22 protein-coding genes and 3 pseudogenes are annotated in these 24,961 nt (G+C 66.7%); 5 read left to right on the top strand and 20 right to left on the bottom strand.

Translation table 11 applies throughout. The features are described from left to right. Positions 1 to 301 precede the first annotated feature (301 nt). From ACYVF7_RS32440 to ACYVF7_RS32425, 4 genes are all read right to left on the bottom strand, one after another. A complete protein-coding gene (locus tag ACYVF7_RS32440) occupies positions 302 to 1,285 on the bottom strand; it encodes a LuxR C-terminal-related transcriptional regulator (RefSeq protein ID WP_460348211.1) in 984 nt (327 codons plus the stop codon). Positions 1,286 to 1,324: 39 nt separating this feature from the next. Then, positions 1,325 to 1,519 (bottom strand): hypothetical protein, encoded by a 195-nt coding sequence (locus ACYVF7_RS32435; protein ID WP_460348208.1) that lies wholly within the window; start codon positions 1,517 to 1,519, stop codon positions 1,325 to 1,327. A 15-nt stretch (positions 1,520 to 1,534) separates the two neighbouring features. Further along, positions 1,535 to 2,152 carry a hypothetical protein gene (locus ACYVF7_RS32430; RefSeq protein ID WP_460348205.1) on the bottom strand — a complete coding sequence of 206 codons (618 nt, stop codon included), beginning with the start codon at positions 2,150 to 2,152 and terminating at the stop codon, positions 1,535 to 1,537. A gap of 759 nt (positions 2,153 to 2,911) precedes the next feature. Beyond that, positions 2,912 to 5,230: an ATP-binding protein gene (locus tag ACYVF7_RS32425; RefSeq protein WP_460348202.1), complete on the bottom strand. Its 2,319-nt coding sequence runs from the start codon at positions 5,228 to 5,230 to the stop codon at positions 2,912 to 2,914. Positions 5,231 to 5,769: 539 nt separating this feature from the next. On the opposite strand from ACYVF7_RS32425, the gene ACYVF7_RS32420 reads away from it, so the two are divergent. Further along, positions 5,770 to 6,060 carry a helix-turn-helix domain-containing protein gene (locus ACYVF7_RS32420; protein WP_460348200.1) on the top strand — a complete coding sequence of 97 codons (291 nt, stop codon included), beginning with the start codon at positions 5,770 to 5,772 and terminating at the stop codon, positions 6,058 to 6,060. Here the strand turns inward: ACYVF7_RS32420 and ACYVF7_RS32415 are convergent. The 12 genes from ACYVF7_RS32415 to ACYVF7_RS32360 form a co-directional block, all read right to left on the bottom strand. Beyond that, complete coding sequence (locus ACYVF7_RS32415; RefSeq protein ID WP_460348198.1) at positions 6,023 to 7,102, bottom strand: alcohol dehydrogenase catalytic domain-containing protein; 1,080 nt, start codon at positions 7,100 to 7,102, stop codon at positions 6,023 to 6,025. The genes ACYVF7_RS32420 and ACYVF7_RS32415 overlap by 38 nt on opposite strands. Then, on the bottom strand, positions 7,099 to 8,241 hold the full coding sequence (locus tag ACYVF7_RS32410) for a thiolase family protein (RefSeq protein ID WP_460348195.1): 1,143 nt from the start codon (positions 8,239 to 8,241) through the stop codon (positions 7,099 to 7,101). Before ACYVF7_RS32410 ends, ACYVF7_RS32415 begins: the two co-directional genes overlap by 4 nt. Then, positions 8,238 to 8,663 carry an ester cyclase gene (locus ACYVF7_RS32405; protein WP_460348192.1) on the bottom strand — a complete coding sequence of 142 codons (426 nt, stop codon included), beginning with the start codon at positions 8,661 to 8,663 and terminating at the stop codon, positions 8,238 to 8,240. The genes ACYVF7_RS32410 and ACYVF7_RS32405 overlap by 4 nt, the downstream gene beginning before the upstream one ends. Before the next feature lie 61 nt (positions 8,664 to 8,724). After that, positions 8,725 to 10,281, bottom strand: coding sequence for a long-chain-fatty-acid--CoA ligase (locus ACYVF7_RS32400; RefSeq protein ID WP_460348190.1), 1,557 nt, complete (start codon positions 10,279 to 10,281; stop codon positions 8,725 to 8,727). Then, a complete protein-coding gene (locus ACYVF7_RS32395; RefSeq protein WP_460348188.1) occupies positions 10,278 to 10,706 on the bottom strand; it encodes a carboxymuconolactone decarboxylase family protein in 429 nt (142 codons plus the stop codon). The genes ACYVF7_RS32400 and ACYVF7_RS32395 overlap by 4 nt, the downstream gene beginning before the upstream one ends. After that, positions 10,703 to 11,872 (bottom strand): ABC transporter substrate-binding protein, encoded by a 1,170-nt coding sequence (locus tag ACYVF7_RS32390; RefSeq protein WP_460348185.1) that lies wholly within the window; start codon positions 11,870 to 11,872, stop codon positions 10,703 to 10,705. Before ACYVF7_RS32390 ends, ACYVF7_RS32395 begins: the two co-directional genes overlap by 4 nt. 56 nt (positions 11,873 to 11,928) lie before the next feature. Then, positions 11,929 to 12,861, bottom strand: coding sequence for a branched-chain amino acid ABC transporter permease (locus tag ACYVF7_RS32385; protein ID WP_460348182.1), 933 nt, complete (start codon positions 12,859 to 12,861; stop codon positions 11,929 to 11,931). A gap of 110 nt (positions 12,862 to 12,971) precedes the next feature. Beyond that, the gene (locus ACYVF7_RS32380; RefSeq protein WP_460348179.1) at positions 12,972 to 13,853 is read right to left on the bottom strand and encodes a branched-chain amino acid ABC transporter permease; all 882 of its coding nucleotides are present in this window, start codon (positions 13,851 to 13,853) and stop codon (positions 12,972 to 12,974) included. Next, positions 13,850 to 14,575 carry an ABC transporter ATP-binding protein gene (locus ACYVF7_RS32375; RefSeq protein ID WP_460348176.1) on the bottom strand — a complete coding sequence of 242 codons (726 nt, stop codon included), beginning with the start codon at positions 14,573 to 14,575 and terminating at the stop codon, positions 13,850 to 13,852. Before ACYVF7_RS32375 ends, ACYVF7_RS32380 begins: the two co-directional genes overlap by 4 nt. After that, positions 14,572 to 15,297 carry an ABC transporter ATP-binding protein gene (locus tag ACYVF7_RS32370; RefSeq protein WP_460348173.1) on the bottom strand — a complete coding sequence of 242 codons (726 nt, stop codon included), beginning with the start codon at positions 15,295 to 15,297 and terminating at the stop codon, positions 14,572 to 14,574. The genes ACYVF7_RS32375 and ACYVF7_RS32370 overlap by 4 nt, the downstream gene beginning before the upstream one ends. Next, positions 15,297 to 16,781, bottom strand: a complete 1,485-nt coding sequence (locus tag ACYVF7_RS32365; protein WP_460348171.1) for an aldehyde dehydrogenase family protein — start codon at positions 16,779 to 16,781, stop codon at positions 15,297 to 15,299. The genes ACYVF7_RS32370 and ACYVF7_RS32365 overlap by 1 nt, the downstream gene beginning before the upstream one ends. Continuing rightward, a complete protein-coding gene (locus ACYVF7_RS32360) occupies positions 16,778 to 17,716 on the bottom strand; it encodes an amidohydrolase family protein (RefSeq protein WP_460348168.1) in 939 nt (312 codons plus the stop codon). Before ACYVF7_RS32360 ends, ACYVF7_RS32365 begins: the two co-directional genes overlap by 4 nt. A gap of 134 nt (positions 17,717 to 17,850) precedes the next feature. Here ACYVF7_RS32360 and ACYVF7_RS32355 point away from each other — a divergent pair, with 134 nt between their 5' ends. The 4 genes and pseudogenes from ACYVF7_RS32355 to ACYVF7_RS32340 all read left to right on the top strand — a co-directional run bounded on the left by ACYVF7_RS32355 (position 17,851) and on the right by ACYVF7_RS32340 (position 20,668). After that, the gene (locus ACYVF7_RS32355; RefSeq protein ID WP_460348165.1) at positions 17,851 to 18,627 is read left to right on the top strand and encodes a GntR family transcriptional regulator; all 777 of its coding nucleotides are present in this window, start codon (positions 17,851 to 17,853) and stop codon (positions 18,625 to 18,627) included. A gap of 15 nt (positions 18,628 to 18,642) precedes the next feature. Further along, a pseudogene (locus ACYVF7_RS32350) lies at positions 18,643 to 19,486 on the top strand (IS5 family transposase). 245 nt (positions 19,487 to 19,731) lie between these two features. Beyond that, positions 19,732 to 20,151, top strand: a pseudogene (locus ACYVF7_RS32345) (pyridoxal-phosphate dependent enzyme); the annotation flags it as partial. Positions 20,152 to 20,188: 37 nt separating this feature from the next. Beyond that, the gene (locus tag ACYVF7_RS32340) at positions 20,189 to 20,668 is read left to right on the top strand and encodes a pyridoxal-phosphate dependent enzyme (RefSeq protein ID WP_460348163.1); all 480 of its coding nucleotides are present in this window, start codon (positions 20,189 to 20,191) and stop codon (positions 20,666 to 20,668) included. Here ACYVF7_RS32340 and istB read toward each other — a convergent pair. From istB to ACYVF7_RS32320, 4 genes and pseudogenes are all read right to left on the bottom strand, one after another. Beyond that, on the bottom strand, positions 20,614 to 21,384 hold the full coding sequence (gene istB, locus ACYVF7_RS32335) for an IS21-like element helper ATPase IstB (RefSeq protein WP_460348161.1): 771 nt from the start codon (positions 21,382 to 21,384) through the stop codon (positions 20,614 to 20,616). The two genes, ACYVF7_RS32340 and istB, sit on opposite strands and share 55 nt — an antisense overlap. Then, positions 21,385 to 22,749 carry an IS21 family transposase gene (gene istA, locus ACYVF7_RS32330; RefSeq protein WP_460348159.1) on the bottom strand — a complete coding sequence of 455 codons (1,365 nt, stop codon included), beginning with the start codon at positions 22,747 to 22,749 and terminating at the stop codon, positions 21,385 to 21,387. Between the two features lie 472 nt (positions 22,750 to 23,221). Then, positions 23,222 to 23,311, bottom strand: a pseudogene (locus ACYVF7_RS32325) (IS5/IS1182 family transposase); the annotation flags it as partial. A 201-nt stretch (positions 23,312 to 23,512) separates the two neighbouring features. Beyond that, the gene (locus ACYVF7_RS32320) at positions 23,513 to 24,739 is read right to left on the bottom strand and encodes an IS110 family RNA-guided transposase (RefSeq protein WP_460348157.1); all 1,227 of its coding nucleotides are present in this window, start codon (positions 24,737 to 24,739) and stop codon (positions 23,513 to 23,515) included. Between the last annotated feature and the right edge of the window lie 222 nt (positions 24,740 to 24,961).

The raw sequence follows: 24,961 nt of genomic DNA, 5'->3' as shown, positions 1-24,961 counted from the left end.
TAGCCCCAAATGTTCCCACCGTCGTGCGGCAGGGAGGGGACGGTGATGGGGAAGAATGAGCCCGATATCCGACCGGTCGGGTTCAGGGCAGCAGACATGTTCAGTACACCTCTCTGTGCGGATCTACGGAGGTGGGCGGTGCATTCTCACACGCCTTTGGGGTTTTCTTTCCTCCGGTCAGGCCTCGATCGCCCGGCAATGAGGAGTTTGCTCGCCCGAACTTGCGAGCGGAAGGCATTCGCTCTGGCACCAAACGGCCTGGCCTAAAACGGCAAGATCACAATCTCCAGGCTCGGACGCGTCAGAGCCAGCCCCGTTCGGCCGCGCGCAGACCTGCCTCGAAACGACTGCGGGCGCCCAGCCGGTTCATGAGATCCGCCATGAGACGGCGAACGGTGCGCTGGGACACGCCGAGCTGGCGGGCGGCGCCCTCATCAGTCATGCCGTCGGCCAGAAGAGTCAGCAGCTCGCGTTCCTGCGGTGAGAGGCCGTGGCCATCCTTGGCGGGCGCGGAGCCGACCAATGTGGCACTGACCCACACCTGCTCGAAAAAGGCGGTGATCACCGCGAGGCTGCCCGGATTGCTGACCTGCATGGCGCCAGCCGCCGTATTGGCGGGGTCAAGTGGCAGCAGTGCCACCTCGCCGTCATAGACCAGCATCCGCACCGGGAGGACGGGAGTAGTGCGCACCTGCGCACCCCGCTCGACCAGCCACTTGGCATAGGCCAGGCTGTCCGGATCATTACGGACACTGTCGAGCCCGATCGTGCGAATCGATACCCCCTGGCCGAGCACCTGCTGGTCAATGAGTTTGGCCTCCTCGATGAGCGAGGGATCCTGCGCGCCACCGGGCATCATGCTCGCCACCTCGGTTCGCGCGCGCAGGGCGAGTTGCTCGATCCGGCCCTGCACGGCGTCCATTCCGATCAGCTGGTCGGCGTTCGTCTGTGAGGTGGCGAACGCCGCGTCCGAGTACCGAGCGATCATCTGAGTGATCGCGGCCTGGCTCTCGGCGAACTGCTGTTGCTGGCGGAGCAGGTCGGCCTGCCGTTGCTGGAGCAGAACCTGCAGGCCCAGGTCGGGGCTCACCGGACGGAGACGCCCGGAAATCTCCAGGGACGGTCGGAGCAGCGCGAGATCCGCCAGCTGATCAAGGGCCTGCCGGACCCGCGCGGCCGAAACCGAGAGCTCGGCGGCGATTCCCTCAACGTCCAGATTCGGCCGGCGCAGGAGAAGTTTGTAGGTTTCCTCGGCGAGCGCGTCCAGCCCGAACGATTCCAACACGGCCCGTGTCTCCCAGTCCCACGCGAGCCCCCGAGAGCATTAACGATTTTCGCCGATCATGTCGTTGACCGGCTCTTCTGTTGCCTCTTGTCCGGCCTCCGCGGTGCGGCGGAGGATATCAGCGAGTATTTCGAGTTCGGCGTCGGTGTCGTCGGCGCAGATATGGTCGACGCAGGTGCTCATCTCCGAGTACAGCCGGAACAGCTCGGGGTCGCGATCGCGTACGGGGTTCACGGCGACGCGCGGCGATCACGGGCGTTCGGATCGCATTGGCGTGTGGCCCGGGCCCACGTTGGAGCCGGTCGAGGATGCTGGTCTAGTGGCGGGGTGCAAGCCGGGCAGGGCAGGGACGGCGCTCGAGCTGAGCGGCCCGTGGTGGCTGATGAGGTCGAGGCAGTATAGGTCGACGTCCTTAAGGTCGGCGTGCGCGCTGACCTGGTGGTTGAGCAGGGGAAGCCGGATGCCCGGCGCACGCAGCGATTCCTTGATCGTGGTGGTCGCTCGCCGTCGCCGCCGCGGTGGGTCGGTGCCCTGGGGTGTCGCGCCATGCGATGTCTTAATGAGGAGATCGAGAGACTTAACTGGCTCCACAGCTGTGTGAATTTGCGCCTTGTCGGTAACGTCGAAGGTCAGTGGCGTGACCCGCTCATTCGGGTGGGCCCGGGGCCGGCGCGTACCGGCGTACACTCGCTTCGCGCCTGTGCTCAACACCTGCTCCACCAGTGCCCGCCCGATGCCGCGGGTTGGCTCCGGTTGCCAGGACCGGCCTGAGCAGTGAACGTGCAGCTCTTGACGGTACGGCTCGGGCAGCTCGCGGAACGCGTCGCTGTCCCCGGCCCGCGCCCTGGCAATCAGGTCGGTTCTCACCGCTCCACTCCCGCGTCACGGTCTGTCGTTCTCCTGGTCTATCTTCAGTACTGACACCGGCCGAGCCACGAACTGGGCGGTCGACGAGCGCCCGATTTTTCGGCCTCGCCGGGTCTACTTCGTAGACAGTCCGGACGATCCGGGAGTCACGACCCGAGAGAGGGAGCCATACCGGTATGACGATCGCAGGACAGGTCAAACGCTACGCACATGATCGAATCAGGCATGGACGCGCTGTTCGTCCAAGCTCAACTCGGGCCACGATGACGGGCGACTGTTACGCACGGTTCTGTAGGAGCCCAGGGCTGCGATGCCCTGGGCGACCCGACCTCGATCCGTTGCGTAGCGCTGTATGACGACCTGAGCGATCCTTCCGTCATCGAACGGCAGGCGTCTGCGGACTCGATCCCGCGAGCGATCTTCGACGGCGGGGTGGAGAAGCAAGAGGATGACATCTTCCCGATCCCATGGCCGACAGTTGGCGCGGTGGTGCGGCCAAGGCGCTCGATCGCAAGTAGGGCGCATTCGCAGAAGCAGAACTGGCCAAATCCTAGTCCGAAGGCACGAATGCGCGGCTCCGGCGCGAAAGCACCGGCTGCGCCGGTGCCGAGGCCGCATCCATCGCCTCCTATGCCGCCCGGTCCGGATCGGCCGATTCGGTGTACTTCAGGGCAGAAGAGGACTGCTGGATGCCCGACCGATCGATATCGGCGATCGTCTGCCGCACCAGCGCACGCGATGCTACCGCGGCCGGGCGGTTCAATGTTTCTTCTGTTCGACCACCCACGCCGCAAGCTGAGCACGTGAACTGAAGCCCAGTTTCCTCAGGATCCGCTCGACGTGGCCTTCAGCGGTTCGCTGGGCGACGACCAACCGTGCCGCAATGTCTCGGTTGGACAATCCCTCGGCGACCAGTCCGGCGACCTCGCGTTCGCGATTCGTCAACACCGGTCCCAATGTGGACCCGGCGCGTGAACCGGCAGGCAGTGCCGGTTCATCCAACGCGTAGGCTATGGCCTCGTCCGCCGTGAGCCTGGTGCCCTGCCGGAATGCGGACTCGAACTTGCGATCTCCGAGGGTGACACGAATCTGCGACTCGCATTCGTCATGCCAGCTCAAATAGAGGCCGGATCCGCGCAGATAGCTACCCAAGGGCTGCCAGAGCCTTCGGCTCGCGCCGAGCAGCTGAGCGGATCGGTCAGCATCCCCCTCAGCCGCCGCGATCCAGGCTAGAAGTTCGATGCAGAATACGACTATAACGTCATCCCCGACCGTCCGAAGAAAGCGCAGGGATTCATCCACGTACTTACGTGCGAGGCGTGTGTTCCCCTGAAATTTCGCCACGATGGCGAGGATCCAGCGTGTGCGAGCCGCGACCCAGTGTTCACCATGGGCTGTGCATAGCCGTAGGCATTCCTCAACGAGGACGACAGTGCGATCGAGGTCGCCCCGATAGAGATTCGCTGCGGATGCATAGAAAAAGGCTATGGCGAGGGGCCCCGGCTCACCGTTGGCCTGATGCCGCGACAGCGCTTCACTCAACATAGGCATGGCGATCGTGAAGTCGCCTTTTGTTGCATGTGCGAGGCCAGCGAATTCTAGAGCGTAGGCCAATGCGCTCTCGTCGCACTGCGCCGCAACCCGGCGGCACTCCTCCGTCAGATCCAGAGCTGCTGCGTAGTCGCCGCGTAGGATCGCCAGCCAACCGTTCACCCAAAGTGCCTTGGCTCGTTCGCGGCTAGGTTCGGTGTCCAGGGTCAGCGCCCGGTCCAGCCAATACCTTCCGCCTGGAATGAACCCCAGGCCAACCCACGAACACCACATTGCGCCCGCCAGCCGCAGTGCGGTCCGCGCCTCCCCGGGTTCGGTCAGGCAATAGTCCAGCGCTGTCCATAGATTAGTGCGCTCGGACTTCAGCCGAGTTGACCACTCGACCTGGCTGGGACCGAACCAGGCTGCGTCCGCCTCCTCGGCGAGCTGCAAATAGTAATCCCGATGACTACGTCTCAGGTCGGCGAGGGGCCGCGCGTCATCACCGTCTGCCAGACGTTCCATGCCGTACGCCCGCACCGTGTCCAACATCTGGTATCGGGCCCGCGCGCCAGCCTCTCCCCGCACCAAGATGGACTTTTCCACCAACCCCGCTAGCGCAGGAAAGACATCGGCCGCCGGAAGACCTTTGCCGGAACATACGCTCTCCGCGGCCTCCAGGTCGAAGTCGCCGGCGAACACCACCGTCCGGGCCCATAGCAGGCGTTCCTGCGGTGAGCAAAGATCAAAGCTCCAATCGATCGCCGCCTGCAACGTCTGATGCCGGGGAATCGCGCTTCGGTCACCGGACTTCAGAACCTCGAAACGATCTTCCAGTCGGGCCAGGATCTGCTCTACCGACAGCACCCGCATGCGCACGGCGGCGAGCTCGATCGCCAGCGGAAGGCCGTCCAGACGCTGACACAGCGTCGCCACGGTCCGCTCGTTCGCCTCATTGAGCGTGAAATCCGGAAGTACGGCCGTTGCGCGCTCCTCGAACAGCGCCAATGCTTCATACCGGTCGCCGACCTTCGCGTGGAAATCCTCCTCCGGCACCGACATCGGCTGGACAGCGTAAATATGTTCGGCCATGATGCTGAGCGGAGCGCGGCTTGTGGTCAGCACGTGAGTCCATGGCGCCCGGGGCAACACGGCGTTCACCAATCCCTGGCACGCGTCCAGCAGATGCTCACAGTTGTCCAAGACCAACAACAGCTGCTTGTCCGTCAAGTAGTCCACCAGCACGGCCCGCAGGTCACCGTCCGGCCGCTCCCGCAGCTCCAGTGCTGCCGCGACCGTGTGATCGACCAACGACGGATCAAGCACCTTGGCCAGCTCGACCACCCATACGCCATCGGGGAAGGCCCGCCGCAGGTCCCGGGCTATCCGAAGCGCCAGCCGCGACTTGCCTACCCCACCAGGACCGGTTAGCGTCACCAGGCGTGAGACGGACAGCAACCGCTTGACCTCGGCGGTCGCGCCTTGGCGGCCTACGAAAGTCGTCACGTCATCGGGAACACTGCCCGACAGTCGGCTCGTCTTGGTCATGGCGCGTACGCCTGCGATCGAGGGCGGCGAAGCCCATGGCGGGACGCCATAGACGCCGGACCCACCACACACCGGGACCGTGACTCCGACGATACCTCTCTGCGTCAAGCCTCTACAGGAACCGGATGCTACTACTCAGTAGCGTCTGATCCGCGCAGCCGGATACGGCGTGGCTCCACCCCGGTCAGGCTGGCGATCACATCTCTTGCGCCGGAAGGGCAACGGCAAACCGGCATTGCTATCGACTCGCGGCTCACCGTACTTTCGTATCTTGCCTGCCCTGCCCTGGGGGCGCTGGTGACCACCGAGGTGTCCAGTACAGCGGCCTTGTGTGGGCTCGGACTCGTATCGCTTCTCGGTGGTGTTTCAATAGCGATGCTGCGTCATCGCCAGGACGCTAAGTCGCGGTGAAACCATCGTATCTGTGGTATGTGATATACGACACGAATTTCCGTCAGTGGTGTGCTCGATCTCGTCGATGCCCTCGAAATTCGACATGGCGCGGCATATTTGGAGCTCAGAATAACCTCTCGTGGGCCGTGTCGTGGGGATCCTGCGGCGATATCGAGACCTATCGGCGCTTCGGGTGGCTGGCGAAGTACCGGGAGGGCGGTATGGAGGCGCTCAAGGCCAAATCGGTGCCGGGGCGGCCTTCCAAGCTGGACGGCCGGCAGATCGCCCGGCTGTACGCGTTGATCGTGGGGAATGATCCGCGGCAGTTGCAGGGCGATTTCGCGTTGTGGACGCGGGAGATGGTCCGGCAGTACCTCCTGACTCAGGAGGCCGGATCCCTCACTGCTCGGGCTCTCCGGCTGGAGCGACGTCGATGATGATGCGTCCGAACCCCTCTCCCGACTGGATCAGGTCGAAGGCTTTTGGCAGGTCGTCGAGGGTGAATCGCGCTCCGATCACCGGTGCGACCTGGCCTGCCCCGACCATTTCAAGGGCTTGGGCTATCTCGTTGCGTGTGGCGTACCGTGTGCCGGTGACGGTCAGCTCCCGCAGAATGAGATCGAGGGCGGGAATGGCGAGTCCGTCGGTTCCGCGTACGCCGAGAACGACAAGGGTGCCTCCGGGGCTCAGCACGCGGGTCGCGGCCGCGAGCGTTCTGGTAGTGCCGACGCAGTCGATGACGGCGCTGACCTGGCCTCCGCAGAGCTTTCCGCAGCTGTCCGGCCAGCCGGGGTCGAAACCGTCGACGATGAGGTCGGCCAGTCCTGAGTCTTTGAGAGCCTGGCGTTTGGCGGGGTGGGTCTCGACGGCCAAAACACGGGCGCCGACGGCACGTGCGACGGCAGCGGTATGGACGCCCAGTCCGCCGCCGGCTCCGATGACCGTGATCCAGTCGCCACCAGATACCCGGAGCCGCTGGTTCACCACGTGCAATGGGGTGGCGATGGCGTCGGCGACGATGCCCGCGCTGGCTAGGTTCACCGTGCTGGGTACCGCTACGAGGTTTCGGGCCGGAAGCCGGACGACCTCGGCGAACGCACCGTCGATGGCGGCGCCGAGGTAGCCGCCGAATTCGGTGCAGAGGGTCTCACGGCCTGCGCGGCAGAACCGGCATCCACCGCAGGTCAGGTAGAAACTGCCGGTGACTCGGTCGCCGGGACGCCATTCGGTGACACTGTCGCCGACCTCGCGTACGTGGCCGCTGAACTCGTGGCCGAGGACACGGGGGAATCCGCCTCCGAGGGCGCCAGCGCGACTCATCTCCAGCGTGAGACCGGCACCGCAGGCGACGACATCGACGGTGACCTCGTCGGGGCCGGGTGTAGGCACCGGCAACCGGGCCGGGACGGGCACGGCTCCGGCCTCCGGCACGACCATCGCGGCCATCGTGGCGGTGTGCGGAGTGATGCGGTCAGTCATCGTCCGGCTCCCTGAAGGAGGGTCCCGGTACCGATTCCGCCGCCGCAGCACATCGCCTGAAGGCCGTAGGCGGTCCCACCGCCGAGGTGCCGTGCGAGCCTGATCATTTGGCGGGCGCCGGAGGCCCCGAAGGGATGGCCGATGGCGATGGCACCGCCATCGGGGTTGACGCGTTCGGGATCGGCCTGGATCGTGTTCAGCCAGGCACCGATGACGGTCGCGTACGCCTCATGCAGTTCGAAGCGGTCGATGTCGTCGGGCGTCAGGCCGGAGCGGTCGAGGAGGCGTTCGGTGGCCACGATGGGTCCCTCGAGCATCAGGTCGGGATCGACGCCGACGGTGACGCTACCGCGGATCCATGCCAGGGGCCGTAGGCCGAGCCGCTCGCAGGCATGGTTGGAGGCGATCAATACCGCGGCGGCACCGTCGGAGATCTGGCTCGCCGAACCGGCCGTAACGATGCCGTCGGCGTCGTAGACGGGCCGCAGCCTCGACATACGATCGAGGTCGGCGTCAGCACGGACGCCGTTGTCGCGAAACAGCGGGGGTTCGCCATCGCGTTCGACATAAATGATCTCCCCGTCGAAGCGGCCCTGGTCCCACGCGGCCGCCGCACGCAGGTGGCTGCGCCATCCGATCTCATCCGATTGCTTCCTGCTGACGCCGTACTTGCGGGCCATGCGTTCGGCCGCGACGCCTTGATGGGGCATGTCGTACAACTGCCGTTGGTGGGGCGAGAAGGGATCGCCATCCCCCCACGTCGAGAACATGGGGGTCCGGGACAGTGACTCGACGCCGCCCGCGACCACGATGTCGGCCTGACCGGAGGCGACTAGCGCGGCAGCCAGGTTGACGGTCTGCTGGGAGGATCCGCAGACCGTGTCGATCGTGGTCGCGGGCACCTCGACGGGCAGCCCGGCGGCAAGCCAGCCGTTGCGGCCGATGTTGTAGGACTGGTCTCCGCCCTGCTGGGTGCATCCGATCAGCACCTGGTCCACCTGGCGGGCGTCGATGCCGGTGACGACGGCTCTCAGCACCGTTCCCAGCAGGTCCGCAGGGTGTACGTGGGCGTAGGCGCCCTCCGCTCTGGCGAAAGGCGTGCGAAATCCGGTGACGACGGCGACCTCATGTGCTCTCATCGGCCCACCCGATCGCCGAGTACGGCCAGCGCGGCGCGCAGATCGCCTTTGCCGATCACCCAGCCTTCGGTCATCAGGCCAGCCTGGTCGAAGCGGAAGATGTCCGACAACCAGACGGAGTAGGCGCGACCGGAGGGCTCGACTCCCTGGAATGGTCCGGTGTGCGTGCCGGAGAGGCGGAACAGTGCCATCACGAGGTCGTTCTGAGCGATGGCGTATTTGACCTCGATCTTCCGGTCGGGTGACCAGGAGTCCGCCTGGCGGATGACGTCGGCGCCCGCCTCGTGGCCCTTGCGGTCGGTCGTGCCGACGTTGACGTAATCGGGAGAGATGATCTGGGGGACGGCGTCGAGATCGTGATTGTTGAAGACGTCGAGCAGCCAACGACGCGCGGTCACAAGGTTGCGTTGCGTGATGTCCATGCGTGGAGTCCTCCCTTGGGGGATCGGGGGATCAAGGGATCGGGGGACTGGGGGATTGGGATCAGTTGATGTTGCGCTCGGCGTCGCGCCAGTACGGTGCGCGCAGGACGGTCTTGAGGTATTTGCCGGCGCCGCTCTGCGGCAGCGGCTCGGGGTGGATCTCCACGCTCTTGGGGCACTTGTAGCCGGCGATGAGGCTTCGGCAGTGGTCGATGATCTCTTTGGCCGTCGCCGAGGAGTCCGCGTGCAGGTGGACTACGGCGTGTACCTGTTCGCCCCAGGGGGGTGCGGGGATGCCGATCACTGCGGCCTGGGCGATGGCCGGGTTGGCCATGAGTGCGTTCTCGACCTCGGCGGAGTAGACGTTCTCGCCACCGGTGACGATCATGTCTTTGACTCGGTCGACGACGAACAGGAATCCGTCTTTATCGAGGTAGCCGGCGTCCCCGGTGTGCAGCCAGCCGCTGCGCAGTGTGTGGGCCGTCACCTCCGGTTGGTTCCAGTATCCGAGCATGACGTTGTCGCCTCGGGCGATGATCTCCCCGACCTCGCCGGGCGGCAGGTGGCTGTCGTCTGGGGCAGCGATCGCGATCTCGCAGCCGATGGTCGCACGTCCTGCCGAGCGCGTGCGGCCGGCGGTGGGACCGTCGAAGGAATGGTGCTCGGGCCCGAGGACGGTCAGGGTGGGGCTCGCCTCGGACTGGCCGTACAGCTGGAACAAACCGGTCTGAGGCAGGACCTTGAGCGCCCGGCCCATCACCGCCTCGGGCATCGGTGAGCCGCCGTACACCAGCGAGGTGAAGCTCGACAGGTCGCGGCCGATGGCCGACGGATCGCTGACCAGCAGGTCGATCATCGTCGGGACCACCACGGTGCAGGTGACCTGATGATGTTCGATCGCGTCGAGCACGCCGGCGGGCGTGAACCGGTCGACGATGGTCTGCCGGGCCGCGGCCAGCAGCGCCGCGTACGTGCCCAGGCCGTCGGCCATATGGAACATAGGCGCGGCGTGGAGGTAGTTGGCGGTGTGATCCCAGTGGACATGAGCCAGGGTCTGCAACGCCCCCGCCAGCAGGTTGCGGTGGCTCAGCGTGACACCCTTCGACCGGCCGGTGGTCCCGCCCGTGTAGAAGATCGCCGCCGGAGCGGTGTCGGGTCCCTCAGATTCGGGGATCGGGGCGGCCCCGGTGATGAGTCCCTCGTACGACGACCACCCCTCCGGCATCGGAGCCTCCAAGGCGATGAGGTCGCGCACCTGGGGAAGCTCGAGTCTCAGCGTCTCCGCGAGGTCGATGAATTCGGGCCCGACGAGCCAGGTCCGGGCCCCGGAATCGGTTAGCCAGTGCAGGATCTCGGGCGCGGCGAGCCGGGTGTTGATCGGTACGATGATCGACCCGATCCACGGAGCGGCGTACATCGCCTCCAGATAGCGGTCGCTGTTGTAGGCCAGGATCGCTATCCGATCCCCTGGTTCAACGCCGAGTCCGCACAGGGCGGATCCGAGCCGCGCGACGCGGTCGCCGAACTCCTCCCATGTGCGAGTCCGAGCAGCGAAGGTCGTGGCCACCCGATGGGGGAACACTGCCGATGCCCGGCGCAGCGCGCTGCCGATCCTCATTGTGGTTCTCCCCGCCGGTTTGAGGTGCGAGGCCGGTCCAGGACGGAGGTCACGGCCAGGCTCGCCGAGATGGCCCGGGGGAATCCGGCATAGGCCCCGGCGTGGAGGATGGCCTCCCGGATCTCGTCAGACGTGAGGCCGACCGACAGAGCGAGGTCGGCATGGGCCTGGAGCTGCCTGCCGGTGTCGCCCAGTGCGGTGAGGCAGCCCAGCGTGACGAGTTGGCGCTGCGATGCGGTGAGCGCCGTGCGCGAGTAGAGGTCGCCAAAGATGAACGCGACGATTTGGTCGGCCAGCGCTGGGTGTTCCCGGTGCAGCCGTACGATCAGGTCGGGGGTGTTGGTCAGCCCGAGTGTCCGCATCTGCTGCGTGCCGCGTTCGATTCGGGCCTGAGCGGCCGCGCTGGTGGCGTCGGCGGGCTTCACGACCCCGCCCCGGAGCCGGCCTCGACGGTGTTCCCCTGGGGCTTCCAACTGGCTCCATCGAAACGGGCGATCTGGAAGGAGTGCACTGGGCGGCCGGTCTTGGGATCGCCCTTGATGGTGATGCCGGGCTGCAGGACGTCGAGCGTGGTGGGTGGCAGGTTGTCCCAGGCGTTGAGCAGCCCGGCCGGTGTCAGTTGCCTGGCGGACCTGAGCGCTGCCACGAACGCCTCACCGAGGCCGTAGCCGTTCGCGACGATGATGTCGTCGGAGCGGGCGGCGCCGCCGTAGCTGGCGATGGTGGATCGGTAGGTACGCAGCCCCGGATCAGCTGCCCACTGGGGGTCGGCGGGGTCTTTGAGCCATAGTGCCGAATAAACGCCCTTTGCGGCCGATCCAGCCGGTTTGAGGAACGAGGCGATCGAGCTTGCGCCGGAATAGAGGAACAGCGGTTTGGTCCAGCCGGTCTGTGCCACATATTTGATCATGGAGATCTCGGCGGCGCCCGTGACCAGGGTGGCCAGCGCGTCCTGGCCCCGCACGGAGTTGACCTGCGATGAGACATCGGTGTCGGTCGGCTCATAGGTGACGGCGGTGCCCAGGGCCGTGACGCCGGCGGTGGCGGACGCCTTGATCCCGGTCTGGTAGTCGTGGCCAGCGTCGTTGTTGATCGTGATTGTGCCGATATGGGCCTTGCTCGCCTGCGCCTGGTGTGCGGCCACGTAGCGGGCGACGATGCGGCTCTCCTGCCCCAGGTCGGGCCACCAACTGCGCGTGAAGGAGTAGGCACGGACATCGCTGAGCGCGGTCAGTCCCGCGAAGCTGAACTGTGGGACCTTCACCTGCTGCAGGTAGTCACGCGCGACGACGGGAGCGCCGCCGAAATCGATGACGGCGAAGACCTTCTTCTGCTGGACCAATTCCCGCACGTTGGCGGCGGCCCGCGACGGATCGTAGGCATCGTCGAGGGTGATCAGCCGGAGCTTTCGACCGGCGATGCCACCGTCGGTGTTGATCTTCTGGAAGTAGGCGTTCAGACCCTTGGCCAGCGCGCCGTAGGAGGCCAGCGGACCGGTCATCGGAAAGGTGCCACCCAGCAGGATCTCACCTTTTGAGATGCCCTTTCCGCTGGCAGTTGTGGCCGAACCACCGCAGGCGGTGGCGACCATCAGAACGGCACTGGTCAGGGCAAGAGTCCGGGAGGCGGTCGTAAGGATTGGTCTCATCAGTGCTCCTCGATGTGCTCGGAGGGATGGGAGCGGTTTTGTGGCAGAAGCCGTCCCGGTAGGGCGGCGAGACCGTCACGGAAGAAGTAGATGGCGGCCAGCAGCACGAGGGCGTAGGTGATCTGCGGCGCCTGGCCGCCCATGCCGGCGGTCACATGGGGAACGAAGACGAAGAACAGCGCTCCTGCGATCGGGCCGGCGCCTGACCGCAGGCCGCCGACGACCGCGGCGACCAGCAGCGTCACCGAGAGGGTGACGGTGAAGCTGTCCGGCGTGATCGTCCCGACGACGGTGAGGTAGAGGCCGCCCGCGACGCCGGCCATCGCCGAACTCGCCGCAAACGCCAGGGTCTTGGCCGAGGCGATCCCGATGCCGCAGGTAGCAGCCATGGCCTCGCTCGCCCGCACGGCGGCGAACCTGCGGCCGAGGAAGGACCGGCGAACCCAGCCGTAGACCACCAGCAGGGCGACCAGCACCAACGCCGACACAAGGTAGGTCGACTGGCTGGGAGTGAGCCCGGGGGCCAGCAGGACGGGTGGGCGCGGGGTGATCCCGAGCGGACCGCCGGTCAGGCCGCTGAATCGCTTGAGCAGAGGGGTGAGACCGATGGCTAGGGAGAGGGTGACCAGTCCCAGATACATACCGCGGATCCGCAGCGCCGGCAGGCCCACGGCGACCCCGAGCATCGCGCAGAGGAGGGCCGCTGCGGGGATCGCCGCCCAGTACGGCAGGCCGGCACGTTGGACGAGGATCGCGGTGGAGTAGGCGCCGACGCCCATGAGGGCGCCGTGCCCGACGGAGATCTGCCCGGCGTGGCCGGTGAGCACGTTGAGCGCGAGCAGGACGATCGCAACGCAGGCGACCCGGCCGAACTCGAAGGTTTCGAAGTCGCTGAGAAACAGCGGGAGCGCGACCGCCGCGACGCCGCCCACCGTCCACGCGACGGCTCTGCGTAGGAGACCGAAAGGGCCCGCTCTCCACGGATCGCGGCCGCCGGACGACCGGACACCGTTCGCGACGGGGGGTGTGACATTCGCGGACATCAGACACGCACCGCTCTGCGTCGCGCGAAGACGCCGTCGGGGGCGATGAGGAGCACCAGAACGATGAGGACGAGGGGGACCAGCAGACGCAGGTCGTTGCCGACCCCGGGCAGGTATCCGCCGGCGAGGGCCGTCGCTACGCCCACGAGTACTCCGCCGGCCACCGCACCCGCGCGGCTGTGGAAGCCGCCGAACGCTGCAGCAGCGAACGCCAGCAGCAGAGTGGAGCTGTTGACGTCGGGAGAAAGCCCGGTCACCGGAGCGCTGACCGTACCCGCCACCGCACCGACGGCCGCCGCGACACCCCAGCCGAGGGCCAGCGTGCGCGAGAGATCGATCCCGGACAGTTGGGCGCTCTCGGGGGCGGCCGCCGCGGCGCGCATCCGCAGCCCGATCGAGGTCCGGCCGAACAGCAGCGACACCGCTGCGACCGCGACGACCAGCACAGTGACCTGCGCGAGCATCTGCGCGGTGACGACGGCGCCGCCGAGCCGATAGGCAGCGTCGCCGAACGGACCGCCGATGCTCTTGGGCAGGAACCCCCAGATGGAACCGACGAGCGAGTCGGCGATCAGCAACAGGCCTACGGTGACGATCAGAATCGACAGCTCGTCAGAGCGCTGGACCGGTCGGATGAAGATCTGCTGAACAGCCGCGCCGAGGACGAACGACGCCGCCGCGCTGATGAGGAGCGCCGCCCAGAACGGCAGACCCCAGCTGATCAGCTGCCAGCTGATGTAGGCGGACACAGTGGCGAACTGGCCCTGCGCGAAATTGAGAATGCCGGATCCCTGGTACACCACGGCCAGGGCGAGGGCGAGCCCGCCGATGACCAGCCCCGACACCGCGCCGGTCACGAGGGTCTGCAGCAGTGTGCTCACGATGAATCTCCGCTGGTACCGCCGAGGTAGGCGCTGTGGATCTCGGGGGAGCCGGCCAGTTCCGCAGCGGTACCGCGGATACGGACCCTGCCCGAGCCCAGGACCATCACCTCGTGGGCGAGGGCGAAGCCGCCCTTGGTGTTCTGCTCGGCGATGAGCAGGCCGAGGCCGCTCTGGGCGAGGGTCCCCAGCGCAGTAAAGATCGCATCCACGACGACCGGCGCGAGTCCCTGGCTGGGTTCGTCAAGCAGCAGCACACGGGGCCGGCCCATAAGCGCACGTCCGATGGCGAGCATCTGCTGCTGGCCGCCCGACAGCAGCTGAGCGGGCCGGTCGAGCATCCCAGACAAGTCCGGAAACAACGCCATCACCTGGTCGAACGCGTCACCTGACCGCCGGCGGCCTGCAGCGACCGCTCCGACACGCAGATTCTCGGCGACGGTGAGACCCGGGATGGTGCCTCGATCCTGCGGCACGGCACCGACGCCGGCACGGGCGATGACATGGGTGGGCGCAGTGTCGATCCGCTCGCCGTCCAGCAGGATCGAGCCCTTGCGACGCACGGTCCCGCTGATCGCGCGCAGGAGAGTGGTCTTGCCTGCGCCGTTAGGTCCCAGCAGCGTCACCACGGTCCCGGGCGGGATGTGCAAGTCCACGTCCCAAAGCGCTTGTACCCCGCCATACCAGGCACGCACGCCGGTCAGTCGCAGCTCCGCGCTCATCGGGCGCTCCCCAGATAGGCGTCGATCACCTCGGGGTGAGATCGGATATGGGCGGGCGTTCCCTCGGCGAGCAGCCGGCCCTCAGCCAGCACGATGACGTGTCTGGCCCAGGCCGACACGAGCTCCATGTCGTGCTCGACGAGAACGACCGTCGTTTCGGTCCGTTCGGTTTCGGAGACGACCGCCTCCATGAGCCGGTTGGCGCGTGCGTGCCCCAGCCCTGCCGCGGGCTCGTCGAGCAGCAGCACGCGCGCGCCGCGCAGCAGGGCACGGGCGATCTCCACCAACCGGCGCTCACCGTGCGGGAGGACCGCGACCTTCATGCCATGCCGCGCGACGACACCCAGCCGGTCCAGCAGAGCCTTCGCCTCTGTATAGGCCTGCCGGCGGGCCATGGCCCCCGACGGTGCCCCGAGCAACACATTGTCGACGATGTCGAGGTCGTCGCACAGGATCGGGGTCTGGAAGGTACGGGCGACACCAGCCTGGGCGCGCCGGGGCGCAGGCAGCGCTGTGACGTCAATGCCGGACAGCCGCACCGTACCGGTCCCCGTGACCAAGTGGCAGACGAGATTCAGCAGCGAACTCTTGCCTGCGCCGTTGGGCCCGATGACGGCGGTCACGCCGCCAGCCGGGATTTCGACGGTCAAGTCGTCCAAGGCCTTGACGCCGGAGAACGCGACGGTGCAGTGGCTCAATGACAGCGCCGGGGGAGCAGCCATCACTTGTCCCCGCCCGTCACATCGTCGACGGCGAACCAGCGCGGAACAGGCATCAGGCCACTCGGGAAGCGATAGCTCTTACTACGCCCGAAAGCCAGCAGCGTCTCCGGCGAGTGCTCGCGGCCGTAGCCGGACTCGCGGTTGCCACCGAACGGCGTCCCGAGGATCGACCGGTGGTAGTTGTTAATGAAGACGATGCCCGCGTCAAGGTTCTGCGCGACGCGCCACGTCTCTGCCGAATCTTGACCATAGACGCTCGCGACAAGAGCGAACGGCGTGCCGTTGGCAATCTCGACGGCCTCTTCCGCTGAATCGAAGGGAATGACGCACGCCACCGGTCCGAAGATCTCCTCCTGAGCGACACGCATGTCGGGGGTGACCCCGGTCAGCAAGGTCGGTGGAACCCAGAACCCGGCCGTGAGCGCCGGATCGTCGGGGAGCGGCGCCTGGGCGGCGACCTTCGCTCCCTCGCTCTGCGCGATCGCCAGGTAAGCGAGGACACGCTGCTGCTGTCGCGCGCTCACCAGGGGCCCGACATGGACGTCCGGGCAGGAGGGGTGCCCAACGATCAGACGGCGTACCGCCCGCGCCAGCCGCTCCACGAACTCGTCGTGGATCCGGCGATCGACGACGAGGCGGGATGCAGCAGTGCAGGCCTCCCCCTGATTGAAGAAGGAGCCTTCCACGGCGCCTGCCACCGCCGCGTCCAGGTCGGCGTCCGCGAGCACGATAAGGGCGTTCTTTCCACCGAGTTCCAGCAGCGCGGGCGTGAGGTTGGCCGCAGCGTCGCGCGCGACCGCACGCCCGCCCTCAGGGGACCCGGTGAAGCTGACCTTCCGGACCAGCGGATGCCCCACCAGAGAGGAGCCGACCCCGGGACCACCACAGACGGCGTGCACCACGTCGTCGGGAAGCCGCCCGCTAATGATTTCGACGAGCCGCAGCACGGCAGACGGAGCCTGCTCTGGGGGTTTGAGCACCACGGCGTTCCCCGCAGCCAGCGCCGGTGCGGTCTTGGCCGCTGTGTGGATCGGCGGCCAGTTGAACGGCAGTACCCCCGCGACCACGCCGTACGGGTCAAGCGTAGTGAGGGAGATGATCGATCCGTCGTGCCGGGCCCGTGCGGGCGGGTCGGCCAGCAGGCCTGCGAAGTATTCGAACGAAGAGATGCACATCTCCAGGTCGAACTGGCGGGCCTGGGTGAATGGCTTACCGACCTCCTCCGATTCGAGCGCGGCGATCTCGTCCGCCGCCTCGCGGATCGCCACGGCCACCTCAAGCAGAAGACGTGATCGTTCCTGCGGGGGCCGATGACGCCAGGACCGCAATGCCGCATCCGCCGATCGGACGGCGGCATCGACAGTGGCAGGGTCGGATTCCGCCACGGTCCGCAGCGGCTGCCCGGTGGCCGGGTCGACGATCTGACCGACGCGCGCGTCAGGGGCCGACCACCGGTTCGCCACCGTCCGCGAGGGAGGATTCATCGTCGGGCTCCTTCGGTGTGATCTGCCGCGGCGGTGGGCGCGGCGTATAGGTTGCGGGCCAAGACGTCCTGGCTGTTCGGCCCGAATGCCGACTGGACGGCTTCGACGGCTCGTTGCTGGGGACCGCGAAAAGGGGTGTCGGATCCGAGGACGATGCGGTCGACGCCGAAGACGGCGGCGGCGCAGCGGAGGGCGTGACCGTCAAAGGCGACGCTGTCGAAACGCACCTGTCGCCGCAGGTAGTGGCGAATGCCGTGGGCGGCCTCGGACACGGCCTGGTCCTCCAGCCGCTGCAAGACCAGGGGCAGCACTCCGCCGAGGTGGCAGAGGATCAATTCCAGGTGAGGAACCTCATCCAGCGCACCGGAGACGATCAGTCGTACGGCGGTGGCAGTTGTGATGACCGGCGCTGACAACGCGGACCCTAGCCCCCACCCCTCGAACAGCGGTCCAAGCGGCTCGACTCCTGGATGCACGATGAGAGGGGTTCTACGGTCGGCCAGGTCCCGCAGCAACGGCCGGACCTCGACGGCGTCAAGCGGGGGGTTGGCCGCGTGCAGATGAACGACGGCCGCTACGGCGTCGTCCCGCATTCCGGCGAGCACCTCCTGGCACGCCTCCGTATGTGGCATCGGCAGCAGTGACACCGGCCTGAGCCGGTCGGAATGTCTCGTGGTCGCGAGCGCGAGACGCTCGTTGAGTTCCCGCGCACGACGCAGCGCCAGTTCCTCACGTTCTTCGATCACACCGGGGGGCGGATAGCTGACCCAGGAAACGTCGACACCCGCAGCATCCATCGCATACAGCAACGCATCGGAGTCGAATTCGGTGTTCTCCAGCCAAGGCAGGGACGCTGCCGCAGCCGGATGATCGCCGTGAAGTCGCAGGTAGTCGAGGTAGGGCGACGTAACGAGATGCGTGTGGACATCTGTCACGGAGCTTGTCCGCTCAACGCCGCAGGCCTCCCCGAAGTCACTCTCAGGAGTCACGGCTAGAAGATAAGCTATAGTTTCTAGCGTATTCAAGCTGTGTTACGATGAAGTTCCAAGATCTTTAGGGGAGTTCATCTGTGAACCCGGCATCCATGGGGCTTGGTGCCACCGGAGGCGGTCCGCGACCGGTCAAGCGCGCCAGCGCGGTGGACCTGGTCCTTAGCGAACTACGGCGAGCCATCGTTCACGGCGCCTTGGCGCCGGGCCAGGAGATCATCGCCACTCAGCTGGCAGCGGACATGGGCGTCAGCCACATCCCGGTCCGGGAAGCGCTCCGCGTGCTCGCGAACGAAGGATTGGTCTCACTCCGCTCGCAGCGCAAAGCCATGGTCGCGATGATCGACATCCAGGACCTTCGCGACATCTACCGGCTGCGGATCCTCATCGAAGGAGACTTGGCCGAGCGGTCCGCTCCGCTCTACACCGACGAGGATCTCAGCACCATCCGCGACCTGTTCGACCATCTCGGGTCCGACGACACCGAGGGCGACCTCGATGTCCATGGTCGATTCCACCGTGCACTCGTCCTGCCGGCCGCTTCAGAGTGGGATCTACGGATCCTCCAGACACTATGGGTCGCCTCAGAACGCCATCTTCGACTGCTGTTCGCCAACTTCAACCCTGGCGACGCCCAGTACGAACACGATCAGCTCCTCAGTGCCGCGACGCGTCGCGACGGACCAGTGCTACGGGAAGCGCTGCGCAGGCATCTGAGCCGTGGCATCGAGATACTGTCCGCCTCGAAGGCCGCCGACGGGTCGTGCTTAGAGCCCACGCAGATAGGTGCGGGTGGGGCACCCTGGGATTGGAACAGGCACAGGGCCTGGAGATCATGGAGTTGCGACGCTCTGTGATCATCGAGGAGACCTGTGCCTGCTTTGCCATCATGGCTTACCGAACCGCTGTGGGACCAATTCTCGGCACTGCTACCGGTGCGGTCGGTCTACGATCCAGCCCACCCGCTGGGCTGCCACCGGCCCCGGATCAGCGACCGGATCGTCTTCGACAAGCTGCTGCAGGTTCTGCGCTTCGGCTGCTCCTATGAGGCCATCGCTGATTCGACCTGTTCGGCCACCACGATCCGCAACCGCCGCGACGAATGGATCAACGCCGGGGTATTCGCCCGGCTCAGGAAACTCGCCCTGGACGCCTACGACCGGATCGTCGGTCTGCTGCTGAACGACGTTGCCGTGGACGGCTGCATCGCCAAGGCGCCCGGTGGCGGCGAACTGGCCGGGCCGTCTCCGGTGGATCGCCGCAAGCAGGGGATGAAACGATCGCTGTTGGTCGAGGGGTACGGCATCCCGCTGGGTCGGGTGCTTGCCCCGGCCAACCGCAACGACTCCCCACTGCTGGGCCCGACTCTGGACAAGCTGGAGGATCTGGGCCCGCTGCCCGAGACCATCATCGTCCATCTGGACGCCGGGTATGACTCTGGTAAGACCCGCGCGCTGCTCGGCGAACGCGACATGAACGGTGTCATCGCCCACAAGGGCGAGAAGGCGCCGGTGCAGGCCACCGGACGTTGGCATATCGAGCGGACCAACGCCTGGCACAACGGCCTTCGGCCGGCTCGCCCGTTGCTACGAACGCCGCGCGATCGTCGTCGAAGCCCTCTTCGATCTGGCGGACACCATCATTACCATCCGTAGCCTGATCCGTCGTGCGTGGACCACCCATCGCTGGGACACCCGCCCCCAACGTCGCCGCTGAAGCCCACCAACCCGCACGGGCTCTTAGCTCGACGGCGAGATCAGGCCGTGGTTAGAGCCTGCCTTTGAACGTCCGCCATCATCCAAGCGGTGGCCACCTGGCTCGCAGGTCATCTATCGGTACGAAGCCATCGCCACGATCGACTGAGGATAGGCGCCGCCGAGGGCCGGGGCGTCCATGTCGGTATCGATCGGTGCTGTATAGGTTGGCGTGGCGGTCGCCTCCTGGAGTGACGAGGCAGATCGATGAGACGATGCGGAAAGGTGGCCGTGATGGTTGGTGTTGGAGAGATCGAGGTGGCGGCCGAGCTGATCGCCGGGCACGTTGTCCGCACACCGACGGTGCCGAGCCCTGGGTTGTCCGATCTGCTCGGCGCCCCGGTCACGGTCAAGCTGGAGATGTTGCAGCGCACTGGGTCCTTCAAGGCGCGCGGGGCGACCGCCAAGCTGCTCGGTCTCGGCGAGGCCGAACGCGCGGCGGGTGTAGTGGCGGTGAGCGGTGGCAACCATGCGGTCGCGGTCGCGGTGATGGCCGCCGCGCTCGATGTCAAGGCGACCGTCGTCATACCGCGGTCGGCCCCTGCGCGCGCCGTCGAGATCGCCGCGTCCGCCGGGGCCGTGGTGCGGCTGGCCGACACCATGGACGCCGCGTTCGTGCTGATGGAGCGGCTCCGGGCCGAGGGGCTGACGGTCGTGCACGGACATGCACCCGTTCGACGATCCGGAAGTCATCGCCGGGCAGGGCACGCTCGGGCTGGAACTGGCCGAGGACGCCGGCGAGCTGACCGATGTGCTGGTCAGCATCGGCGGCGGTGCGCTGATCTCGGTTGTGGCAGCGGCGCTGCGGGCGCGGCGGCCGGGCGTGCGGGTCTGGGGAGTGGAGACCCGCAGGGCCGAGGCGATGTCCGAGGCGCTCGCCGCCCATGGACCAGTGCCGGTCGCGTTGTCGTCCATCGTGTCCACTCTGAGCGCGCCGGCCGTCTCCCAGCTGACCTACGATCACGTTTCAGCGCTGGTCAACGAGGTTCTGGTGGTGTCGGACGCGGAGGCCGTGCAGGGCGTTGTCGGCGTACGACCTCATACGGCGAGTCGTGTACGACCTGACGTCCAGAGGTCGGCTGGGTGTGATCATGCCACGTTGCTGCCTCCTTCGATGGTGGTGAACCGGTTTTTGAGGCGGTAACTCGGCCCGTTGATGGAGATCACCTCGCAGTGATGAAGAAGGCGATCGAGGATCGCGGTGGCCAGGACGTCGTCTCCGAAGACCGATCCCCATTCGCTGAACGATCTGTTGCTCGTGAGCAAAATGGAGCCGGTCTCGTACCGTTTGGAAATCGTCTGGAATACGAGGTTGGCTTCGTCGCGGTCCAACGGCAGATACCCTACTTCGTCAATGACGAGGACGTGGGGTTTGATGTATCGGCGCATCGCGGCGCCGAGGCGTCCGATAGCCGCCGCTTCTTTCAGATGGCGGACCATGTCGTCCACGGTGGTGAAGTAGACGGTGTATCCGGCTCTGCATGCGGCGACCGCCAAGGCGACGGCCAGGTGGGTTTTACCGACCCCGGGCGGCCCCAGAAATGCGGCGTTGGCCTTGTTCTCGATGAAAGCGAGAGCGGCCAGGTCCTTGATTTTGCGGGGCTCGAGCTCGGGCTGGAACGCGAAGTCGAACTCATCCAGTCCCTTGTGGTGCGGGAGTTTGGAGAGCCGCAGGGCGGAACGGAAACGGCGCCCGTCGCGGACTCCGGCTTCTTCTTCCAGGACCAGGTCGAGGAATTCCAGGTAGCCCATCTTGTCGGTGCCCGCGCGGGTGATGAGCTGGTCCAGGCTCGCGGCCAGGTGAGGCAGTCCGAGCCGGATGGCGTGCTTGCGGATGCGTTCGGTGATCAGGTCACTCATTTAGTTCAGCTCTCCGTTGCTGCGGGTCGGCGGCTGCAGGCCGGCGGCGAGGTCGTAAGCGGCCAGCGGGCGCCGTCCGACCCGGATCTGGGCCGCGGCGGTGCGGTTGAGCAGGGCGGCCAGGCCGTCGTCTTCGCCAGCTGCCGGCTCGGCCGGCGAGCGGCCTGGTGGGCTTGCGGTGGTGACGGAGCGCGTGTGCCCGTCAGGGAGCCCGTCCCAGTGGGCCTCATCGACCACCCAGCTCCCCGGCGTCGTCGCACGCGGGTGAACGACCAGCAGCGCCGTGGCCGAACTGCCCGCGGCCGGGTCACAGATGATGACCTCGGTGCCACTCACGCGCAGCTCGACCTGCTGCCCGGCCCGCACCCTGCGGGCGGGCACGGAATACAGGCTGCCCTCGAAGGAGACCAGGCAGTCCTTGCCCACCCGGCGCAGGTGCTTGTCGGTGACCAGGTAGGGCTGAGCGGGCAACGCCACCAGCGCGGCGTGGTCACGGGCGGCCCGGACCCCGATCACCTCACCGTGGGTGCGGTGCACCTGGCCGCGGCGGATCGGCACCCAGGCGGTGAACGCGGCGTCCAACTCGGCCAAAGAGGAGAAGCTCCGACCGGCCAGCACATGATCGCGGACGATATCGACCCGCCCCTTCCCCGTCGGCCGGTACGCGGCCAAAACATCGATGTCGAAGCCGTAGTGCCCGGCGAACGCGACCGCCTCAGGGTGCAGCGGGACCGCCTTACCCGGCGCGACGTGCTGGCGCACGACGGTCTTGGTCCGGTCGTAGACGATCACCGCCGGGACGCCCCCGAAATGGGCGAACGCGCGGCGGTGGCATTCCCAGAACCTCGCCAGATCCTGGGAACTGGTGAAACAGCAGAACGGATCGCGAGAATACGACAACGTCATATGGAAGGAGTAGACCTTCTTGATCCCGCCCGCCGCCAGGACCGCGCCTTCATCACCCCAATCCACCTGCGCTTGAGCGCCCGCGGTGACTTCGAACCGCCGGTGCAGCCCGGCCACGTCATCGCGGTTCAGCCCGAGTTCGGCCCTGATCCGCGGCCGGGCCTCGGCACAATACATTTTGACCCGCTGATAATTCCCGTCCCAGCCATACTCGGCGAGGCGTTCGTGGATCACCGACGCCTTCAACCCGATATCGGCCCGCAACCAGGAATCCACCACTCCGGTGAACCGGTCGATCTTGCGCGGCTGGGTGCCCTTACGCGACGGCGCCGCCGGCGGGGCCGACTCCTCGGCCTCCAGATACTTCTTGACCGTCTTCCAGTCATGCCCGGTCTCCCGGGCGATCGCCGCGATACTCACCCCCGACGCATGCAGCGCACGGAATCTTCGGATGTTCATCCAATCCCTCGAATCCAGGATCATGGACAGCGGTCACCCTTCGGCTTCGTCTGCTTGGTCGCTGACGAACCGAAGGGTGATCAACTACTCCAACCGACACGTACACGACGCGCCGACAACCCTGGACATCACGCCGTACCCGGCTCAGGAGATGAGGTCGTACGCGGACAGGCGTCCTGGAGAAGGTCTGGGCCGAGCCGGCGGCCGGTTGCCTGCTCCCCGCCGCCCGACAGGTTCTCGAACGGGTTCGCGACGGGGCTCGGCTGGGCCTGGTGCTGTGCGGCGCCAACGCCGAGCCCGCCACCGTGATCTCGTGGGCCGAGCGCTTCGGCCTGCGCTGACTCCTGAGCACCATCGGCGGCGCCTTGGTGCGCCGGGGCGTGGACGCACGCAACGATCCACTCGGTGCGAGCCAAAGTGGAGGCCGACCCGCGCATCTACACCGCAGGCCTCGCCCGCGACGTCAGCGGCGGTGGGCTGGATCGTAGACCGACCGCACCGGCAGCAGTGCCGAGAATTGGTCCCACAGCGGTTCGGTAAGCCATGATGGCAAAGCAGGCACAGGTCTCCTCGATGATCACAGAGCGTCGCAACTCCATGATCTCCAGGCCCTGTGCCTGTTCCAATCCCAGGGTGCCCCACCCGCACCTATCTGCGTGGGCTCTAAGCAGGATTTTTTAACCTGCCTGCCGCGAAGCGGGTGATGAGGGTTTCGCTCGTATCCGTGTTCCCAGCCGCTTAGACATCCCAGGTGCTTAGGGTGTCAAGCTGCGAGGGGCTTGATGTGATGTGACCAGGCGGTTGCTTCGTTGTAGAGGGTGCTGGTTCTCAGACAGCCGTGGAGGATACCGACGAGGCGGTTGGCGACCTGGCGCAGAGCGGCGTGGTGATAGACGTCGCGGGCTCGGAGTCTGTCGTAGTAGGCGCGGGCGCCGGGTGAGGTCTGCAGAGCGGTGAATGCCTGGGAGTCCAGGGCGTCGACGAGTCGATCGTTGTGGACGTAGCGGGCGAGCACGACCTTCTTCTTGCCCGAGGCCCGGGTGATGGGACTGGTGCCGGCGTAGTTCTTGCGTGCTTTGGCTGAGGCGTAGCGGTGCGGGTCGTCGCCGAACTCAGCAAGCACCCGAGCGGCCAAGACCGTCCCCAGACCGGGCTGGGACAAAAGGATCTCAGCGGCCGGGTGCCGACCAAAATGTTCCTCCACCTGCCCCTGAAGTGCCTTGATCTGGTCGCCGAGCACCTTCAGAATCGCGACCGCGGACCGGACGGTGGCGGCGTAGGCCGCGGTCACCGCTCCGGGTTGTCCCAGGTGCGCGGTGCGCAGCGCGGCCTGGATGGCGGCGGCCCTGTCGGCGACGTTGCGGCGGCGGGCGCGCTTGAGCGCGGCGGTGATCTGGCCGATGGTCAGCTTCGATGCCGAGTGCGGATCGGCGGCCTTGGCCAGCAGTTCCAGGCTGTCGGGCGCGGCCAGGTCCTCGAAGGCGACCAGGGCGGCCGGGAAGTAGTCGCGCAGCGTGTGCCGCAACCGCTGGGCGTGTCGGGTCCGCTCCCAGATCAGCGTCTTGTGCGCCCGGGTCACCACTTTGATCGCCTCGGCCTGGTCGCTGTCACCGGCGACCGGCCGCAGCTGGTGGGAGTCGGTGCGGACCATGTCGGCCAGCATGTGCGCATCGGCCGCGTCGCTCTTGGCGCCCGACACGCTCAGCCGCTCGCGATATCGTGCGGCCTGCAGCGGGTTGACCGCCATCACGGTATATCCGGCGGCCACCAGCGCCCGCACCCAGGGGCCGCGGTCGGTCTCGATTCCCACGACCACCTCGACCTCCTCGCGGGCGTCGACGACCTGCGCGGCGACCATCTCGTGCAGCCGCGCCATCCCGTCCACCCCTTCGGGCAGGCGGGCCTTGGCCAGGACACGGCCGGTGGCGTCCATCAGCTCAACGTCGTGGTGCTGCTCGGCCCAGTCGTCCCCGATGAACAGACGCAACATCGCCCCCGATCCTCGATCGCATTCGCTCTTGTCAGCCTGCGGGAGAACCATCGGCGAACTAATCAAGCAGTGCTCACGCCCAGGCGGACGGGCACGACATCCCAGCAGCGATCAACTCCCCCGACCGACCAGCGGGGGCACGATCTTTGCGCAGGACTCAAGGTCCAGTAGCTATGAGTGCTCACCCGCTGGCGGCTGTCAGCCACGAGTCTGCCGAACAAC

It is taken from the genome of Actinoallomurus acanthiterrae, from assembly GCF_054775715.1.
This window is presented reverse-complemented; position numbering and strand designations above follow the sequence as displayed.

Coding starts and splice junctions, on each gene's coding strand:
- ACYVF7_RS32390 (WP_460348185.1), bottom strand. CDS start 11,872: ATGGTCGCCACCGCCTGCGGTGGTTCGGCCACAACTGCCAGCGGAAAG.
- ACYVF7_RS32370 (WP_460348173.1), bottom strand. CDS start 15,297: ATGGCTGCTCCCCCGGCGCTGTCATTGAGCCACTGCACCGTCGCGTTC.
- istB (WP_460348161.1), bottom strand. CDS start 21,384: ATGAGTGACCTGATCACCGAACGCATCCGCAAGCACGCCATCCGGCTC.
- ACYVF7_RS32425 (WP_460348202.1), bottom strand. CDS start 5,230: ATGACCAAGACGAGCCGACTGTCGGGCAGTGTTCCCGATGACGTGACG.
- ACYVF7_RS32410 (WP_460348195.1), bottom strand. CDS start 8,241: ATGAGAGCACATGAGGTCGCCGTCGTCACCGGATTTCGCACGCCTTTC.
- ACYVF7_RS32365 (WP_460348171.1), bottom strand. CDS start 16,781: ATGAATCCTCCCTCGCGGACGGTGGCGAACCGGTGGTCGGCCCCTGAC.
- ACYVF7_RS32400 (WP_460348190.1), bottom strand. CDS start 10,281: ATGAGGATCGGCAGCGCGCTGCGCCGGGCATCGGCAGTGTTCCCCCAT.
- ACYVF7_RS32405 (WP_460348192.1), bottom strand. CDS start 8,663: ATGGACATCACGCAACGCAACCTTGTGACCGCGCGTCGTTGGCTGCTC.
- ACYVF7_RS32320 (WP_460348157.1), bottom strand. CDS start 24,739: ATGTTGCGTCTGTTCATCGGGGACGACTGGGCCGAGCAGCACCACGAC.
- ACYVF7_RS32415 (WP_460348198.1), bottom strand. CDS start 7,102: ATGACTGACCGCATCACTCCGCACACCGCCACGATGGCCGCGATGGTC.
- ACYVF7_RS32340 (WP_460348163.1), top strand. CDS start 20,189: ATGCACCCGTTCGACGATCCGGAAGTCATCGCCGGGCAGGGCACGCTC.
- ACYVF7_RS32375 (WP_460348176.1), bottom strand. CDS start 14,575: ATGAGCGCGGAGCTGCGACTGACCGGCGTGCGTGCCTGGTATGGCGGG.
- istA (WP_460348159.1), bottom strand. CDS start 22,749: ATGAACATCCGAAGATTCCGTGCGCTGCATGCGTCGGGGGTGAGTATC.